Source organism: Achromobacter sp. (assembly GCF_049647645.1).
Taxonomy (GTDB): domain Bacteria; phylum Pseudomonadota; class Gammaproteobacteria; order Burkholderiales; family Burkholderiaceae_B; genus Achromobacter.
In genome coordinates this window covers 23,717-40,992 of record NZ_JBARYB010000101.1, presented here as the reverse complement: position 1 = coordinate 40,992, position 17,276 = coordinate 23,717, and the positions used below count along the sequence as shown (strand labels likewise).

18 protein-coding genes and 1 pseudogene are annotated in these 17,276 nt (G+C 64.4%); 9 read left to right on the top strand and 10 right to left on the bottom strand.

Annotated features, from left to right (window positions below; all coding sequences use genetic code 11):
• Window positions 1–502: 502 nt before the first annotated feature.
• Window positions 503–796, bottom strand: coding sequence for a helix-turn-helix domain-containing protein (locus tag WBB14_RS12570; protein WP_424240112.1), 294 nt, complete (start codon window positions 794–796; stop codon window positions 503–505).
• Window positions 797–885: 89 nt separating this feature from the next.
• Window positions 886–1,017, bottom strand: coding sequence for a hypothetical protein (locus tag WBB14_RS12565; protein ID WP_424240111.1), 132 nt, complete (start codon window positions 1,015–1,017; stop codon window positions 886–888).
• On the opposite strand from WBB14_RS12565, the gene WBB14_RS12560 reads away from it, so the two are divergent.
• The 9 genes from WBB14_RS12560 (at window position 1,016) to WBB14_RS12520 (ending at window position 8,516) form a co-directional block, all read left to right on the top strand.
• Window positions 1,016–1,363: a DUF2958 domain-containing protein gene (locus tag WBB14_RS12560; protein ID WP_424240110.1), complete on the top strand. Its 348-nt coding sequence runs from the start codon at window positions 1,016–1,018 to the stop codon at window positions 1,361–1,363. The two genes, WBB14_RS12565 and WBB14_RS12560, sit on opposite strands and share 2 nt — an antisense overlap.
• A 340-nt stretch (window positions 1,364–1,703) precedes the next feature.
• Window positions 1,704–2,498, top strand: a complete 795-nt coding sequence (locus WBB14_RS12555) for a DUF2285 domain-containing protein (protein ID WP_424240109.1) — start codon at window positions 1,704–1,706, stop codon at window positions 2,496–2,498.
• Window positions 2,499–2,581: 83 nt separating this feature from the next.
• The gene (locus tag WBB14_RS12550; RefSeq protein ID WP_406558643.1) at window positions 2,582–2,863 is read left to right on the top strand and encodes a helix-turn-helix transcriptional regulator; all 282 of its coding nucleotides are present in this window, start codon (window positions 2,582–2,584) and stop codon (window positions 2,861–2,863) included.
• Between the two features lie 26 nt (window positions 2,864–2,889).
• Complete coding sequence (locus WBB14_RS12545; protein WP_424240108.1) at window positions 2,890–3,747, top strand: replication initiator protein A; 858 nt, start codon at window positions 2,890–2,892, stop codon at window positions 3,745–3,747.
• A 289-nt stretch (window positions 3,748–4,036) separates the two neighbouring features.
• On the top strand, window positions 4,037–4,675 hold the full coding sequence (parA, locus tag WBB14_RS12540; RefSeq protein WP_424240114.1) for a ParA family partition ATPase: 639 nt from the start codon (window positions 4,037–4,039) through the stop codon (window positions 4,673–4,675).
• Window positions 4,672–4,956, top strand: a complete 285-nt coding sequence (locus WBB14_RS12535) for a chromosome partitioning protein ParB (protein ID WP_424240107.1) — start codon at window positions 4,672–4,674, stop codon at window positions 4,954–4,956. Before parA ends, WBB14_RS12535 begins: the two co-directional genes overlap by 4 nt.
• Window positions 4,953–5,498 (top strand): DUF2840 domain-containing protein, encoded by a 546-nt coding sequence (locus WBB14_RS12530; protein WP_424240106.1) that lies wholly within the window; start codon window positions 4,953–4,955, stop codon window positions 5,496–5,498. Before WBB14_RS12535 ends, WBB14_RS12530 begins: the two co-directional genes overlap by 4 nt.
• Window positions 5,495–6,094 (top strand): S26 family signal peptidase, encoded by a 600-nt coding sequence (locus WBB14_RS12525; RefSeq protein ID WP_305335371.1) that lies wholly within the window; start codon window positions 5,495–5,497, stop codon window positions 6,092–6,094. Before WBB14_RS12530 ends, WBB14_RS12525 begins: the two co-directional genes overlap by 4 nt.
• A 448-nt stretch (window positions 6,095–6,542) precedes the next feature.
• Entirely contained in the window at window positions 6,543–8,516 is a 1,974-nt protein-coding gene (locus WBB14_RS12520; RefSeq protein WP_424240105.1) for a relaxase/mobilization nuclease domain-containing protein, read from the top strand.
• Window positions 8,517–8,700: 184 nt separating this feature from the next.
• Here the strand turns inward: WBB14_RS12520 and WBB14_RS12515 are convergent.
• The 8 genes and pseudogenes from WBB14_RS12515 to WBB14_RS12480 all read right to left on the bottom strand — a co-directional run.
• Window positions 8,701–10,989: pseudogene (locus tag WBB14_RS12515) on the bottom strand (xylulose 5-phosphate 3-epimerase); the annotation flags it as partial.
• A gap of 130 nt (window positions 10,990–11,119) precedes the next feature.
• Window positions 11,120–12,328 carry an acetate/propionate family kinase gene (locus WBB14_RS12510; RefSeq protein ID WP_424240104.1) on the bottom strand — a complete coding sequence of 403 codons (1,209 nt, stop codon included), beginning with the start codon at window positions 12,326–12,328 and terminating at the stop codon, window positions 11,120–11,122.
• 54 nt (window positions 12,329–12,382) lie between these two features.
• Window positions 12,383–12,856 carry a cytochrome c gene (locus WBB14_RS12505; RefSeq protein ID WP_424240113.1) on the bottom strand — a complete coding sequence of 158 codons (474 nt, stop codon included), beginning with the start codon at window positions 12,854–12,856 and terminating at the stop codon, window positions 12,383–12,385.
• Between the two features lie 50 nt (window positions 12,857–12,906).
• The gene (locus WBB14_RS12500) at window positions 12,907–14,106 is read right to left on the bottom strand and encodes a lipid A deacylase LpxR family protein (RefSeq protein WP_424240103.1); all 1,200 of its coding nucleotides are present in this window, start codon (window positions 14,104–14,106) and stop codon (window positions 12,907–12,909) included.
• Window positions 14,103–14,969 (bottom strand): TIGR00730 family Rossman fold protein, encoded by an 867-nt coding sequence (locus tag WBB14_RS12495; RefSeq protein WP_424240102.1) that lies wholly within the window; start codon window positions 14,967–14,969, stop codon window positions 14,103–14,105. The genes WBB14_RS12500 and WBB14_RS12495 overlap by 4 nt, the downstream gene beginning before the upstream one ends.
• Window positions 14,966–16,378 carry an MBL fold metallo-hydrolase RNA specificity domain-containing protein gene (locus WBB14_RS12490; protein WP_424240101.1) on the bottom strand — a complete coding sequence of 471 codons (1,413 nt, stop codon included), beginning with the start codon at window positions 16,376–16,378 and terminating at the stop codon, window positions 14,966–14,968. Before WBB14_RS12490 ends, WBB14_RS12495 begins: the two co-directional genes overlap by 4 nt.
• Window positions 16,379–16,385: 7 nt before the next feature.
• On the bottom strand, window positions 16,386–16,595 hold the full coding sequence (locus WBB14_RS12485; RefSeq protein ID WP_424240100.1) for a YgaP family membrane protein: 210 nt from the start codon (window positions 16,593–16,595) through the stop codon (window positions 16,386–16,388).
• Window positions 16,596–16,652: 57 nt separating this feature from the next.
• On the bottom strand, window positions 16,653–17,243 hold the full coding sequence (locus WBB14_RS12480; protein WP_424240099.1) for an iron-containing alcohol dehydrogenase: 591 nt from the start codon (window positions 17,241–17,243) through the stop codon (window positions 16,653–16,655).
• Between the last annotated feature and the right edge of the window lie 33 nt (window positions 17,244–17,276).

Here is a 17,276-nt window from a genome sequence, read left to right as displayed (position 1 = left end):
TTGCGCGCTGCATCGGCGAAGAGGTCGAACTTGATGGCGCTGCGGGCCTGGGGTGTGCTCATCGGGTGATTGTCGCGTTGGCTGGGGCGGGGTTGGTCAGGAGGCGGGGGTATTTAGAGGTTCCCGTTAGTACACAGGTGAGCGGTGCTCAGGGGGGCATGCTTACTGCCTGACAAACAACTGCATCGTGCCGCCTTTGAGCCGGCCCCTGGAAGCTGTATCACTTTACATTAAGTGTAAGAATCTCTGGGAGTGGCGAACGCTTGCCTCGGACGTGTCGGCGCAATGCGCCGCCCGGCTTTCGGGCTGCGCCCCGTGCCGCCTCTATGTCGTCACGGCCATGCGGCTTCAATCCCTTCCGCCTTCGCGCCTGCGGCGCTGCGCGCTTCGCTTGCCTCCAGGGGATCGGCGCAAGGCCCATCCCCGCCGCGCATGGCTTGGCGCCCTTGCAAGAGTGCCGAACCGGCTTGCGCCGGATCGGCCAAGCCAGCGCCCAGGCGCCCTACGATTCGTCGATTGTTTTCAACACCGCCTCCAACTCCTGCCGCACCTGCGCCAGAAGCCGGTCGGCTTGCTGCGGGTTCTTGCCCGCATAGGCCAATGCCAGCAGCGTGACGGGATGCACCTGCATGACCTCGCACAACTCGGCCAGCTTGTTCAGGGTCGGGCTTTTGAGATCGCGTTCCAGCGAACTCATGTACGTGCGGCTGGATACGTCGGAAAATGCTTCCTGGCTCAGACCACGCGCCTTGCGGACTGTTTTCAATGCTGTTGCTAATGAGTGTTTTGCCTCCACCTCAGGTTTCTCCCCAAAACCTAAGATGACATTCGATTGCGCCCTATAGGACTACAATCTATAGGGCTCGTTTTGTGCTTTTACGGAAATCAGTAAATCCGCATCTGTGTCTTCCGGCAGAACCGCAGAAGCACATTCGTGTTTTTCCTGACTTCCACGATGCGGTTTTGCGCCTTCACGCTTTGGCGGATTCGTGCATCGACGAAGGGATCGCCCGCCATGAACCCACTCATCACCGAGGACGAGCGCGTGCTACTACTGGCCAACGGCAAGGCCCGCGCTGCCGGTCAGGACGTTGACCCGTTGCCCGTGGTGCGCCTGTTCACGCCAGATGCTCACGCGACGTGGCTGCTGACCTCGCTCGATCCAGCGGACCGGGACACCGCCCATGGCTTGGTCGACTTGGGGCTGGGCATGCCCGAGCTCGGCCATATCAAGCTGTCCGACCTGGCCTCCATCGTCGGCCCGAACAAGTTGCCGGTCATGCGGGATCGGTATTTCCAGGCGGTGCGGCCGCTGTCGGAGTACCTGCGGCTGGCGCAGGAGAACGGCTCCATCTTGGATTGAGCCGCTCGCGCCCCGGCCAAGCCGGGCGCATTGAGACTATTTCCGTCTGCCTCAAGACCTGTTGGGTCTCAATCCGCATTGTTGCAGCGCACTGGTGTGACTCTGGCGAAAACGGTCACGATGACCGGCGCGGCTTGCGGCACGGTGGATATTGCAGGGCGCGGTCATTTCTATTTCGCCATCGTCGCATTCGGACGATTTGCGCAATGTACCGGATTCAAATCGTCTTGACACGAAAGTTACGACTTATCCAAGTTTTTCACGATTTGATGCTGATGCGGTAGCCCTTGTGCGTTGATGTCTGCGGCGGTGTTCCTGCAATTTCACAGGAGCTTGCGTCATGGCGGATCGAGGCACCGAGCCGTGGTATCCCACTGCGGCATATCTTTACGTGTTGCACTTGGACGGCCCCGCGCTGGCCTGGGAGTATCTTCGCCGCCATCCCGAATACCGGCTGGACTGGCTGCGTCGGGGGCGGCGGCCACAACCGGCACATCAAGCGGCGCATCGCTGGGGCTTGCGCCTGCTGGAAGACCCGGAACTGGATGCGCGTGACGCGCACCCAGCCTGGTTCCCCGACCATGATGGCGTGCTCCAGCTCTACCCGGACGCTGATCCGCCAATGGACGCCATCGTCTTCGCGTTCTGGAGTCTGCCCGGTAGCAAGTGCCTGAGCCATGACGGCAAGCGACTGATGCTGGTGCTGCGCTGGCCGGGCTACAGCCTGCGGCTGGCCATCGCGCCCGGCCTGGCCGATGGCATGGCCTTCGCCTATGCCATCCGGGCCTGCGCGCAGTTGCAGGGTCTGAACGCCATGCTGCAAAAGCTCGCGACCGCCGCTGATGCCACGCCTGCGGCGGCGGCATCGGTGCGGCCATCGCTGTCGGCATTGCAGGAACTGCACACCTTGCAGGCGCTCGATGCGGCCCTGGCGGGCGCCTCTTTGCGCGAGATCGCCGACGGTTTGTTTGGTGAGGACGCGGCGGCCGACTGGTACAGCGACGGCGGCCTGCGCTCCAAGGTGCGCCGCCTGGTGCAGCGCGGCGATGCGTTGATGCGCGGCGGCTATCGCCGCCTAGCACAACTTCCGCCGCTTGAGAAGGGTCGTTCTGCATCCAGCGCAGATCGACCCTGAGCAGAACAGCCGCGTTTTCTGAGACTACCTCCATCCGGTTGCGCTTTGTGGCCGGAACCTTTTAACCGATGGAGGTTTTCACCATGCGTCCTACTCCCTTGCGACCTGCTGCCACACCCTCGACGGCTGCTGCGCAGCCCCAACGCTATCTGACCAACGACGAAGCCGCAGATTACCTGCGCCTGTCGCCGCGCACGCTGGAGAAGCAGCGCGTGATCGGAGGCGGTCCGAAGTTTCGCAAGTTCGGGCGGCGCGTCATGTACGCCGTGGCCGACCTCGATGCCTGGGCCGCAGAGCGCAGCTTCGAGAGCACGTCCGATCCCGAGTACGCCGAGCAGCACTCGGCGGACAGCCGTGCGCGCTGACCGCTGGCGCGCGGGTGGCCTTCGCCATGTCCAGCCCATCGCTGCCATCGCGGCAGCGGCCGTCGCAGGAGCGCGAACAGCTCGACCTGTTCCGCGCCTTGCCGGGCGACATAGCGCCGCGCGACAGCCAGGACTTGATGGCGTTTCCGTTCTTCTCGCTGGCGAAGTCGAGGCGCACGGCGCCGATCGACTTCCGCACCAGTGGTGTGACGATCCGCGTGGAGGGCACGGCCGAGCACGGCATCGCTACGATCTGGGATGCGGACGTGCTGATCTGGGCGGCCAGCCAGATCGTGGAGGCACGCGATGCGGGCTTGCGTCCGTCGCGGCTGATGCAGGCCACGCCCTACGAGATCCTGCGCTTCATCGGGCGTGGTACGTCGCTGCGCGACTACCAGCGCCTCAAGGCCGCGCTGGATCGCTTGCAGTCCACGACGGTGGCTACGTCCATCCGGGAGACCACGGGAAGGCGGCTGCACCGCTTCTCGTGGATCAACGAGTGGAAGGAGCTGGCCGATGCCAGCGGCACGCCGCTGGGTATAGAACTGATCCTGCCGGACTGGTTCTATGCGGGCGTGCTGGATGCGGCACTGGTGCTGACCATCGACCCGGCGTATTTCCGGCTCACCGGGGGCATCGAGCGCTGGCTGTACCGGCTGGTGCGCAAGCACGGCGGGCACCAGCCCGGCGGCTGGCAGTTCGACTTCCAGCACCTGTACCGCAAGTCGGGCAGCGTGGCGCGGTACTACGACTTCGCTGCCGACCTGCGGGCACTGGTGGCGCGACAAGCCTTGCCGGGCTACCAGTTGGGCATCGAGCATGTCTGCGGCATTTCCTCGCCGCTGCTCACGTTCCGGCCCGTGCCGCAAACGGCACGGGGATAAACGGTGCGTGGCCTGTGGACGGGCTCGTGCTATCAGGCAACACAGGTATCGTGCTATCAGGCAACAGATCCTCGTGCTATCAGGCAACAAAATCGGCCGCAAAGCCAATAACGGCGCGGGTTTTGGCCTCTCTTAACTTCTCTAACTTAAATACTCTAACTTTTAGTAGAAGCGCCGCGCCCCGGTGGACAACCGCCAAAAGGCAAAAAACGCAGCAAGCCAGAAGCCCGAAACAACCCCGTTTTGCAAGGCGAGCGCAAGCCAGCTTTCCGGCTTGGAGGGCCGCGCCATGATCGTCGCTTTGCTCAACCAGAAAGGCGGCGTAGGCAAGACCACGCTCGCCACGCACATCGCCGGCGAACTCGCGCTGCGCGGCCAGCACGTCATCCTGCTGGATGCCGACCCGCAGGGTTCATCGCTGGACTGGACGCAGCGCAGAAGCCAGCAAGGTTTGCCAAGGCTGTTCAGCGCCGTGGGCCTGGCACGCGAAACCCTGCACCAAGAAGCGCCAGAACTCGCCCGGCGGGCCGATCACGTTGTCATTGATGGGCCGCCCAGGATCGCCGCCTTGGCGCGCTCCGCGCTGCTTGCGGCCGAGCGGGTGCTGATCCCGGTGCAGCCCAGCCCCTACGACCTTTGGGCTTCGGCGGAAATGGTGGCGCTGATCCGAGAGGCGCAGGTGTTCCGGCCTGCGCTGCTCGCAGCCTTTGTCATCAACCGGCGCGTCAGCACCACCGTGATCGGGCGTGAAGCACGCGGCGCACTGGCCGAGCAGCCACTTCCTGCACTGCGCTCGGAAGTGCGCCAGCGCATCGTCTTCGCCGACAGCGTGGCCGCGGGTCGGCTGGCGCGTGAGCTGGCTCCGGATGGCGCAGCCGCGCGCGAAATCACCGCACTGGTGGATGAACTGCTGCGGTGGCCGACATGACAGCGAAGCCGCCACCCAACAGCAAACGCACGGCCAAGCGCGTCGGCATCGGCGCGCGCCCGCCTGCGAATCCGCACGCCGAGGCGTGGATTCGCCAAGGTAGCGCCGAAGACCTCCAGAAAGGCGATCTCTATACCGCTCGCCTGACCCTCGACATCACGCCCGCCATGCGCTCGCGCATCAAGGTATCGGCCTTCACGCAGGGCGTGACGGTGGCCGACCTGCTGCGAGCACTGCTGGAGAGGGAGTTTCCAGAACACCGCAGGGAGAACACACCATGAACGCATCCGCTGCGCCTGCCGCTGACGCGGCCACGGCTGCACTGTCGCCGTCGCTCGCTGCGCTCACTGGTCGGCCTGCCGCAACGCCGCTGACGCGGGTTTCGCTGGCCTTCCTTGAGCACCGCTTCAAGCTCTATCTGCGCTTTGGCGAACCGGCGCGCACTCTTCGGTACGACCGCTGGCGGAGCGTCGCCGTATTCGTGCCCGACGCCATGTTCTGCCGCATCCGCTGGCAGTCCAACGATTACGGCACGATCCGCTGGCAACTCATGGTGATGCAGGCTTGTACGCCCTTGGATGCGGCGCAGCGCATTCCCGGCGTGCAGCCCGGCGCACGCCTGTTGCTGCACGCCGAGGGCGACAGCGCGGTGCGCGCCATGCTGGAGCGCATCGACGCCATCGAGGCGCTGAGCATCGCGCCCGCTGCCGCTTCGCCCGCGTACTGGCGCACGCTGGGCAACCGGCTCGCGGCACGCTTGCCGCTACCCGACTACAGCGCCGAGCGGCACGCCGCCTGGCTGGCCGGGAGGGCGTTGCCATGACGGCTCATTCCACCGCCGTACATTCCGCCGAAGCCGCGTCGCATCCTCGCTCGCGCCTGCGCGCTCGCCTGGTGCTGGCTGCGCTGTCCGCCTGCGGCCTCGCTGCGCTGGCCTGGGCGTCCTTTGGACTGCCGAAGCCGCGCCTGATCTACAACCCGTCCGACAGTGTTCCGGTCGGCTGGTATCGCGTCGATCCATCCAGCAACCGGACCGACTCGCTGCCACGTCCGTTGTCCGTAGGCAGCATCGTGCTGGTTCCGCTCCCGGCCGAGGCTGCCACTCTGGCTGCGCAGCGTGGCTACCTGCCGACGCGCGTTCCGCTGCTCAAGCGCGTGGGCGCGATCGCGCCGCAGGAGGTGTGCATCGCTGGCAGCAGCGTTCGCATCGACGGCGTGCCTTCGGCCGCCGTGCTGCGGGCCGACCGCCTGGGTCGGCCGCTGCCATCCTGGCGCCAATGCCGGCGGCTTCGTCCCGGCGAACTGTTCCTGCTCAGCAGGACCAATCCGGCGTCGTTCGACAGCCGCTATTTCGGCCCGGTCAGCGCATCCGCCGTGATCGGCATTGCGCGTCCGGTCTGGCTGGAGTCTCGCCCATGATGGCCGCCGATTCACTGCACGCAGACGTGCATTGCATCGTGCCATCAGGCGTGTCCATCCGGTGGCTGCTGCCGTGTCGTCGCGCGTGCAGTGCAAATGCGTTCGCATTGCACTTCGCGCTGCCTACGGCGCAGCCGTCCACTGTGCAGGCGTCTTGCCTTGAACGCGCCCGGCCTGCGGCCCTGGCCGGGTTCGCCGGTGGGCTGGCTGCCAGCAGCGCAGCGCCACCCGGCCGCCATTGCCGGGAGCGCAAGCGGGAGGCAAAGGCGGAAGGCAAGACAAAAGGGGGCGGCACCTGCCTGCCCTCAAAGCCAGTCTGCACGTGGGGGTTGGGCGGCACGGCGCGGCTTAGCCGCCGTGCCGCCTGTGGCGCGATGCCCGCGCCGATACGGGCATGTCCGCGTGCTTCGCACGACCGGACACGCCACGACTTCCCAGGGAGACAGCGATGAGCAACCGCCGCGATGACGATTTCCGCATCCGTCCCGGCGCCCCGAAAAACCGGGGCCAGGGTTTTATCTCCAAGGTGCTCAAGCAGGTTGGCAAGACCAGCGGCGGCAAGTCCTCGGTGCGCCGCCCGGCGTCGGCTGGCGGCACCGGAAAGCGCCCCGGCTCGCGCCTGGGGCGTGGGCATACAGCGGCGCGCTTCGCCGGTGCGAAACTCACGCAGCTGTCCCGGCGCGTCACCATCAAGACGCTGCTGGTCAACCAGCGCCAGGCCAGCCCGCAATCGCTTGCCAAGCACCTGCGCTACATCGAGCGCGACGGCGTAGGCCGCGATGGCGAACCAGGCCAGGCCTACGGGCCGCAGACCGACGAAGCCGATCTGGATGCGTTCAAGGAACGCAGCCAGGATGACCGGCACCATTTTCGCTTCATCGTCTCCCCGGAAGACGGGGCCGAGCTGGATAACCTGCGCACCTACACCCGGCACCTGATGAACCGGATGGAAGCCGACCTGGGTACGCGCCTGGACTGGGTGGCCGTCAACCACTGGAACACCGACAACCCTCACACGCACATCGTCGTGCGCGGGCGCGACGACACCGGCAAAGACCTCATCATCGCGGGCGACTACATCGCCGATGGCTTCCGCCATCGGGCCTCTGAACTGGCGACCGAGTGGCTGGGGCCGCGCACCGAGCTGGAGATCCAGCAGACCTTGCAGCGCGAGGTGGAACAGGAGCGGTGGACGAGCTTGGATCGCACTCTGCAACGCGAGGCGAGCGACGATGGCCGAGTGCAGATCGAACGCTTCAACGAACCCCGATTGCAACGCCAGCGGCTACTGCTGATCGGCCGCCTTCAGCGCTTGCAGCGCCTGGGCCTGGCCGACGAGATGCAGCCCGGCACCTGGGCCGTCCATGCCGACGCCGTAAAGACGCTGCGCGCTTTGGGCGAGCGTGGCGACATCATCCGAACCATGCAGCGGGCCATGCGCGACGAGCAGCGCGAGCTGGCGGTGTTCGAGCCGGGCGAGGATGGCCGCACGGTCGTTGGACGTGTCGCCGCGAAAGGACTGGCCGACGAACTGCACGACAGAGGTTATCTGCTCATCGACGGCGTAGACGGCAAGGCGCACTACGTTGCACTCAATGCCCGCGACGAGCTGGTGAACTATCCCGCGGGCGCAGTGGTGGAAGTAAAGGGCTCGGCTGACGTGCGCGCGGCCGACCGCAACATCGCTGCGCTGGCGAGCGATGGCCTGTATCGCACCGACCATCACCTCGCCATCGCGCAGGGCCAGGCCATGCCGGGCCGCGACCCGCAGGAAGTGGTGGCAGCCCACGTCCGGCGCCTGGAAGCTCTGCGCCGGGTGGGCATCGTGGAGCGCGTAGCCGAAGGTCTATGGAAAGTGCCCGCTGACCTGCCCGAGCAGGGCCGCCGCTATGACGCGCAGCGCCTGGGCGGCGTGGCGGTTGAACTGAAATCGCACCTACCCATCGAGCGGCAGGCCCGCATCATCGGCGCCACCTGGCTGGACCAGCAGTTGATCGGCGGCGGCAAGGGGCTGGGCGCCATAGGCTTTGGTGGCGAGGCGAAGCAGGCGATGCAGCAGCGCGCCGACTTCCTGGCCGAACAGGGCCTGGCCGAGCGGCGCGGGCAGCGCGTAATCCTGGCGCGCAACCTGCTGGGCACGCTGCGCAATCGGGAGCTGACCCAGGCCGCCAGGGACATTACCGCCGAAACGGGCCTGGAGCATCGCCCAGTAGCCGACGGGCAGCGCGTGGCCGGCATCTACCGTCGCTCCGTCATACTCGCCAGCGGGCGCTACGCCATGCTCGACGATGGCATGGGATTCAGTCTGGTGCCTTGGAAGCCGGTGATCGAACAGAGGTTGGGGCAGAAAATCGCCGCGACGGTTCGAGGCGGCGGTGTGTCGTGGGATGTGGTGCGGGGGCGTGGGATGTCGATCGGTTGAAACTCTCTCAAGAGAAATGTCATATCGACGTCTCAGTAGAAAATTACCGGGTAGCGCTGTCGACGAACTTCGTGACCGGTACAGCGTTCGCGCGCCCGACTCACGGGTTCAGCAAATCACCTGGATCGCCGGTGCCATCAATGGCTGCGCGCTGTGCGCGGTCGAGCAGCGCCGAGCGATTTCAACCGGTTACGGTCGCTGCTGCATCCACCGCATGCGCCCAGGTGCAGCGATTGGCGAACAGCATGCCGGGCACATTGAAGGTACCGCCGCGGCTGATGTAGCCGAGAGCGTGCGTCCTGGCGGGGCCGCTGTCGATGCGCCGCAGGATGCCGAGCATGGGCTCGGGGCGGGTGTGGGTGAGGATCACGCGCGGCAGGCCCGGCGGGAATAGCGTGTTGACAGTGGCGTCGTCATCGATGAATTCGGCTTCCATGGCGTCGCGCGGGATGCGCAGGCGGCCGGGCTCCAGGATGACGGTGACGCAGGCGCGCTTGCCCAGCTCGGCAAGGTGCTGCTGCGCCTTGATGGCCTCGTCGAGCTGGTAGGCGCCCAGTGCGATGAGCTGAACCTCAGCCTTTGCAGGCTCGCCGATCAGATGGGCTGCGCCGTCACGGATCAGGCGTTGCGCTGATTCGGCGTCGAAGCGGTTCTCGACGTCGCGCTTGGAAACGATCAGGCAGGCCAGTTGGCCGCGTCCGGCATAGACATCACGCAACGCGGCGACGGCGGTGTTGCCATCCACCGGGAACAGCACGCGCGAGGTGTCTGACATTTCGCCGAGCAGGGCTTCACCGATGGTCGGGTCTTGGTGCGACTGTTCGTTCTTGGCGTTTTCCCAGGTGTGCGAGGTGACGATGAGCGGCACCGACAGCCAACCGGCGGGCTGGCCGGCCTGGCGCTGGTGGCGAGCGAAGATGATTTCCTGCCGCATCAGGCCGAGCATCTTCACTGCGAAAGCTTCGTAGCTGACGATCAGGTTCAGTCCGCCCTTGTTGCCGAGTGCGGCGGCGGCCACGGCTTCTTCATTGAGCGCGGTGATGACGGCGCCGTGCAGATCCTCGGGCACGCCCGGTTCGGGCTCGTTGACGCGGTGCTTGAGCAGCGCCAAGGTGCCACCCATCTTGTTGCTGGCCAATTCGTCAGGGTTGCCGATGCGCATCCGCATCTCAGGATTGGCCTTGGAAAATTCGACGAACCACTGGTCCAGTGCCGTCATCGCACTGCCTTCGCTGCCCGGCGTTTCCCAGCACGGTTCGGGCAGCTTGGGCGCAGCGGGATGGCGGTGTGCCATCGGATGCGCGCTTTCCAGTGGACGTTGCTGGGCGGCGTGGGTCGCGAAGGCGGCGAGCGCGGCGTCGAGTTCAGCCGGCGCAACGAACAGCGCAGCCGCACTTTTGTTGAACAGTTCACGCATCGAAGCATCGGTGTGGGGGTTGCCGCCCAGCGGCAGGTTGTGCGCGGCGTTGCTGCCTGCGCCGGGAAAGCCGAAGCCCTTCTCGGTCTCGGCGATCACGTAGGGCAGAGGCGCCGGATAGCGCCGGCCCGGATCGGCGGCGAAGGCGCGCAGCGCGTCCTCGGCGTCGATGATCGCCCAGGCGATCGCGGCCGGGTCGCGACCATCGACGATCATCGGGTTGAAGCCGTTGTGGCGCACATCTTCGGCCAGCCATTGCGCACCGCCTTCCTGCATGATCTGGGTGCGTTGCTCGATGCGGCGGCCATTGAGGATCATCACCGGCACGGCGAAGCCGCTGTCCTGCGCGCGCCACCAGCGCGGCGCCCAGTCCGGGCCGCGCTGTTCCTCGAAGGCACCGTCGCTGAGGAAGGCAACCAGCGATTCGCCGGGCAGCGGCATGTGGATGTACTGCAGTTCGGCAAAGCCGAGGTAACCGCCTTCGGACACGGCGCCGGCGGTGTTGGGGCCGGCATGGCTGCCCAGCGGCACAGCCGGGAGGCCCTGCGCATCGATGGCATAGGAATAGAAATCAACACACAGGCGCGACAGGCCTTCCTCGCTGCGGTCGTAGTGGTCCCGCTGCGCGGACGAGGCGTCGCCGGTCAGCGCGTTGACGGCTTCGATGGCTGCCACGCAGTGACCTTGGCCCATGATCCAGCCGCGCGTGCTGCCGGTGAGCGTGTTGGCGAGCAGGTGCCCGACGAAGGCCTGCACCATGTTCAGCGAGCCGCCGGTATGGCCTTCGGGCGTTGGCTTGAAGTCCTCGGCTGACAGTGCCGCGCCCGAAAGATCGATGCGGCGCGCATAGCTCATGTGCGCGACCACGTTCATGGCCACGCAGCTCAGGCGGTCAGCGGCAGCAAGCAGGGTGTAGGCCGTCGCCTCGTCGGCAACGCGGCCTTTGGCGATCAAACGGGTCACCAGTGTTTCAACCCGTTCGACGGTCTCGTCGCGATGGGCGATGGGGCCGTGGCCGGCCAGCCAGCGCTGGCGGATGGTGGAAGCGGTGGTCATGTGATTTCCCCTCTTTGGTGCCGATGAATCCCTGCGTGGCTACAGAGTCCGTTGCGCTGAGCGTGCTCGGCTGTCCTGTTTGGTTTTGCAATTCGAATTGACGCCGAGCAAGCTCGTCCTGACTGGGACATCACGCGGGAGTCATTAATTCCTGCGTATAGCGTGCTGCGACCCATTCCTCGTTGGTGGGCTCCACCGCGACGCGCACGCGGCTGTCGGTGGTGGAGATGACGGGAGCATCAATGGCGTTGGCATCCACATTGAGCCTGATGCCGAGAAAGGCCAGGTCGCGGCAGACGCGCTCGCGCACGAAGGCGTTGTGCTCACCGACGCCGGCAGTGAACACGAGCAGATCCAGACCGCCAAGGACTGCGGTCAGCGCGCCGATCTCGCGCACGATGCGGCGCACATAGAGCGCCAGCGCGATGCGGGCGCGTTCGCCGGTTTCGCCGGGATCATTCTCGTGCTTCACCACCACGCGCGGTTCGGCCGAAATCCCGGAAACACCGAGCAGGCCGGATTGGTTGTAGAGCATGCAGCCCACTTCATCCAGCGAGAGTTTTTCGATCTCCATCAAGTAGAGCAAGGCGCCCGGATCGAGCGAGCCGGTGCGGGTGCCCATCATCAGGCCGTCGAGCGCGGAAAAGCCCATCGTGGTAGCGATGCTTTGCAGGTTCTTCATAGCGCACAGGCTGGCCCCGCTGCCGAGGTGCGCGACGATGGTGCGGCCACGTGCCAGATCGCCGTGGCGCTCGGGCAGAACGTGGCTCATGTAGTCGTACGAAAGGCCGTGGAAACCGTAGCGGCGCAGACCGCGTTGCCAGGCCGAATACGGTAGCGGCAGGATCTGCTCCACCTTCGGCAGGCTGTGGTGGAAGGCCGTGTCGAAACAGGCCACCTGCACGATGTCCGGGCGCTGCTCCAGCAAAAGGCCCATCGCCTTCAGCGGGAACGGTTGGTGCAGCGGTGCCAGCGGGATGTAGCTGCGCAGGTCGTCCAGTATCTGTGGGGTGACAAGGGTCGGGGCCGAATAGCGGTTGCCACCATGCACTACGCGATGCACCACGGCGGTTACGCGCCGGCCATCGAGGCGTTTAGTGATTCGCTCCTGAATCAACTGCAGGGCGGCGGTGTGCGGATGCTCGGCATCCAGTTCCACCGGAAACGGCTCCACGCCGGTTTCGCCGAAATCCGGTGCAGGCCCACCGATGCCCTGTACCTTGCCGTTCCAGAGCGGGGGGCGCGGCAGCGGGTCGACATCAGCAGGGAACACTGCGAACTTGATGCTTGAGGAGCCGCAATTGAGCACCAAGATGAGACTTGGCTGTGAAATGCTCATCGTGATGTTCCCGATCGTGATGCCTTCCACAATGGGGTCTGGGACAAATGCCGGTCAGCGACTCCCATAAAACTGCTCCACAAACGGTTGACGGAAGCTTTGGTGGCAGGCAAGGCAGCTTTGTTGCGTCTTGGAGAACGTGGCGATCACGGCCTGGCCGTCACCGCGCTTTGCGGCATCCCCCATGGCGGTCGCAGCGTCCTGGACCTGCCCATCGAAACCCCGAAACTTCTTGGCATCAGTGCCAAGCCAGGTAAGGATGCGCATCTTTTCCGCCAAAGGTGGTTCGGCATGCTTGGCAAGCTTTGGCGCCAACTCGGCGACCAGTGCCCATTCCTCCTTAGAAATCGCGCCAGTGACAGCTTGCATGTCACGGCCAAGTTTCTCCATGACGGTGCGAAGCGCCATCGGCTTTGCGGCCTCGACGGACTGCGCACCAAGCCCGGTGGCAGCGGTTGCCAAGGCCATCGATAAAGCAATTGTGAAAAACAGTCGGGGGTTCAAGAGCTGACTCACGAGATTCTCCATTGAGGTCGTTGATGAATGCTTTGCAGGCGAGCGGATGGTTTCGGGCACACTCAAAACTCCAGACTCAGTGCAATCGATCCGAAGGCGTGGTGGCCGATCTGCTGGTCGAACTCGCGGGTTCTCCAGACGCGCATCACGGCAAGCCGCACGCCATGCCCGGCGACAATCCATTGGCTGCTGATGCCGATGGCCGCCTGAGCGACCCCAGGCCGACGGCTGACGTGGTGGCTGTGCCGAAACAGGTTTCCATCGAGCGAGAAATCCCAGGCAACGGCTTTGGCCTCCAGGTTCAGGAATGCATGCGCCCCAGGCCTGGGCGCACGGGCCGATTGCGGCTTCGTCGTGCGCAGATCGGCAACGCCTGAGGGCGGACGGTTTTCCGCGCCGGACCGAATCGGATAGCTGCCGAAGTCGTTCGGAATGTTCCAGCCCGCACGCAATTCCACGCCGGTGCTGGCTGCGGTTTCAATGTTTCCGATCCGCAGGGCATAGCTGCCGATCACGTCGCCGCTCCATCCCGGCCGGACGGCACCCTCCATGTACGGTTTGAACTTGCGCTCCATGGCCATCTGGAACGCGGGTTCGTTGCGCAACTGGTTGTCCCAGCCGCGAAAGCGCTCGATGCCCCGCACCCGATGCACCAGATCCTGCGATTGCTCCGCGAGCGACCAGGGGCCAATCACGCCCAGAGTCAGTTCGCGCACATCAAGCATTTCATAGCTGGCGGCTTCTGGATGGGTACGGCGATTCCACGCCAAGCCCAGGTAGAGCAAACCGGCGTACGGTCGATCGTCGGAGATCAGATCGGTGCGCGTCTTGTCCTCGGGTGTGTACATGGACTGGCCGAAGCGCACGACGATGTTTTGCGACGCCGATCGGGCGCCAGAGTTGCGCCAGAACTCGGGGTCAGCCCAGCCGATGAAGCGCGCATACCAAGCAATTGGCTGGGGCAGACACTCCGGACGAAGTGCGCCTTGGAGGTCGCGCGAAACCACGGTCAACGCCACGCCGTTGGTGTAGTTGCGGTCGGTACCCGTGAACAAGTCGTTCTCCAGGCGCAGGGTGCCTCCTCTCCAATGCAGGGACTGTTCTGGCAGGCAGCGGGGAAAATCGGCTGAGGGTGTGAGTTCCGCGCTACGGGCGGCAGCCGGACCGAGCACCGCGCAGGCAACAAGCAGCGTGACACTGCACATCGGCCGCCGCGCTTTCGCGCTTGGCAGGCGTGCGTGAAGGCTGCCGATGCGCATCATGATGGTGCGCCGTCTGTTGCCTTATCGACGTAAAAGTGTTCAAGGGCGCCAATGATTTCCTCGGCTTCATCCACGCAGGTGAACAAGTCGAGATCGGATGGTGATACGTAGCCTTCGTCGAGCAGAAGGTCGAAATCAACGGCACGGCGCCAGAACGCACGACCGACCAGAACCACTGGAATCCGCTGCATCTTGCCGGTCTGGATCAGGGTCAGCACCTCGAACAGCTCGTCGAGCGTTCCATAGCCGCCCGGGAAGGTCACCAAACCTTTTGCGTGCAGCAAGAAATGCATCTTGCGCAGCGCGAAATAGTGGAACCGGAACGCCAGCTCCGGACACATATAGGGATTCGGGGCTTGTTCGTGTGGCAGTGTGATGTTGAGGCCAATCGAACGTGCACCGGCCTCGAAAGCCCCGCGGTTGGCGGCTTCCATGATGCCCGGCCCGCCGCCGGTAACGACGACGAAGTCACGGCGGTTCTGTTGCTGAAAACGCTCGGAAATCAGCTGGGCGAAGCGTCGTGCCTGTTCGTAGTGACGTGCTTGATCCACCCGGCGGCGGGCTCGGACGATCTCCTGCGCCAGCTTCGTATTCGACGGCGCGGTTCGCGTCTGCCGCTCCAGCGCATCAAGGCGGGCGGCTGCCGTCTCGGCGTCGCTGACGCGTGCGCTGCCGAAGACCACCACCGTCGAATGGATGCCTTGTTCGTGCAGGATGCGCTCCGGCTTGAGCAGTTCAAGCTGCAAGCGCAATGGCCGAAGTTCTTCCTGGCCAAGCAAATCGATGTCTTCGTACGCAAGGCGGTACGTGGGTGAATCGAGGATGGCGCGCACGCGCTGGTCAGGATCAGCGGATGGGGTCATCGTTCGACCGCCAGAAAATCCGGCCAAGGCACCACTTGGCCATGTTCAGGCACCGCGACCTGCCAGCCGAGCTGCTGTTGCAGAAGTTCCGCAAAAGCCTGTGCGGCGGACGCCTCTCCATGCACCACGAAGGTTTGTTCCGGCGCTTGCTTAAAGCCTCGGGCCCAAGCCATCAGGGCCGTTTGGTCGGCGTGCGCCGAGAGTCCATCGACACTGTGGATCGCCGCGCGCACCGGGACGTCATCGCCGAAGATGCGTACACGTTGAGCACCATCCACCAGGTGACGGCCAAGTGTTCCCTGTGCCTGGAAGCCGGAAAACAGAACACTGCATTCCTTGCGCGGTAAATTGTGGCGCAGGTGGTGCCGGATGCGCCCCGCATCGCACATGCCGCTGGCGGAAATAATGATGGCGCCAGAACGAATCTGGTTCAGCGCCATGGACTCCTCGGCACTTTCCGTGAAGTGCAGATACGGCAGGTTTTTGCCGCGTGCGTGCCATCCTGCCAGGCGCTTTGCCTGCTCGTCGAACAGCTCAAAATGCTCGCGCGTGATGCGCGTGGCTTCCGTGGCCATCGGCGAATCGACGAATACCATCGGTTGCCGCAGCCGCCCCTCACTGGTGAGGCGGTGCAGGTGGTAGAGGACTTCCTGGGTTCGACCGACCGCGAAGGCCGGCACGATGACGTTGCCACCGCGCTCGAACAAGGTTTTCTCGACGATGCCGATCATCTCCTCTTCGGTTGCCGAAAAATCCTTGTGCTGGCGGTTGCCGTAGGTGGACTCGATGACGAGGATGTCGGCGTCCTCGATAGGTGTCGGGTCGCGCAATATCGGACGTCCCGGCTGGCCAAGGTCGCCGCTGAATACCAGTTTCGTCGGGTAACCATACTCGGTGATCCAGACTTCGATGATGGCCGATCCGAGGATGTGTCCGGCATCGCGAAAGCGCGCGCGCACCCCGACACGGGGCGCGAACTCCCGATCGTATTCGATGCCTCGCACCTGTTGCAGGCATTCGCGTGCATCCTGCAGCGTATACAGCGGCGGTAGTGCGTCCTTTCCACGGAGCCGCTTGGCATGGCGTTTTGCATCGCTCTCCTGGATATGAGCACTGTCGGGCAGCATCACGCCCAGCAGATCCACCGTCGCGGGAGTGGCATAGATAGCCCCTTTGAACCCGGCGCGCGTGAGTTTGGGCAATAGCCCGCTATGGTCGATATGGGCATGGGTCAGGAGCACGAAGTCGATCGACGCCGGATCGAACGTGAACGGCTCGCGGTTGCGTGCTGCCGCCGCAGATCCCCCCTGAACCATGCCGCAATCCACCAGGAAGCGCAGATTGAGCGCCTCCACCAGAAAGCACGATCCGGTGACTTCGCGCGCAGCGCCCAGAAAATTCAGTTTCATGGGGTGCTCACTCAGGCTTTTTCTTTTGCATCGGGCAGGTGTTCAAACCGAGCAGGCGGTAGCCTGGACAGCGACCAGCCAGACTGGTGATCAGCGGCATGATTCCAACGAGCCCCAGCCAACGCCATGGCGAATCCAGCCACAACGGCAGGCTGAGCAGGATGAGGCCGATGACGAAGCGCGCAATGCGATCGAGGTTTCCTACGTTCGTTTGCATGGTGGAACTCCTTGGTTGTGTTAAATGAAAGGCGGGTGGCAAACGTACGCTGAGCGGCTACATCGCCGCGGAAAAAATGGCACGAATTTCTTCTTGTGAGACCAGCGGCCGAGTTTCTTTTTCGAACGCATCAGTGGGTGACCTGGGAAGGCTTTGGAACTGATCTGGGAACTGTGCTGGCCAGCCAGGAAAGCTGATATCCCCAGACAGCCTGTAAATGGCTGCCAAGCAGAGATCAGCCGGAGCATCGTCGGCCAACTGCGGCTTGCCAGATGGGTCAAGGCCCTCGTCATCCTTGATCGTTCGGCCATTGACAGCGACCAGTGCGATGCCCTTGGCGCAGTCGTGCGGCGAGCCGCCGCCGAGAGAAATGACGAAGTCGCAAGCGTTGTCTCGCAGCAGGCTCAGACCGTCGGTCACGTTCTGCGCCATTGGGTTGGGCTGCAAGTCATCGAAGACCACGGCCTCCACGCCGTGTGCGGCAAGCAGGTCGCAGACCTTCTTGACGATGCCCAAGCGCACCAAGGATGGGGCGGTAACGACCAGGGCTTTCCTGAAGCCACAGGAATGGATGGCTTTGGCAGCATCGCCAAGGCAGCCCGCACCCATCAGGTTCACGGGCGGAATCAAGAAGGCGGTGGTGGTCATGGCTTGGCTCCTTCGATGCGACCGCTTACTGAT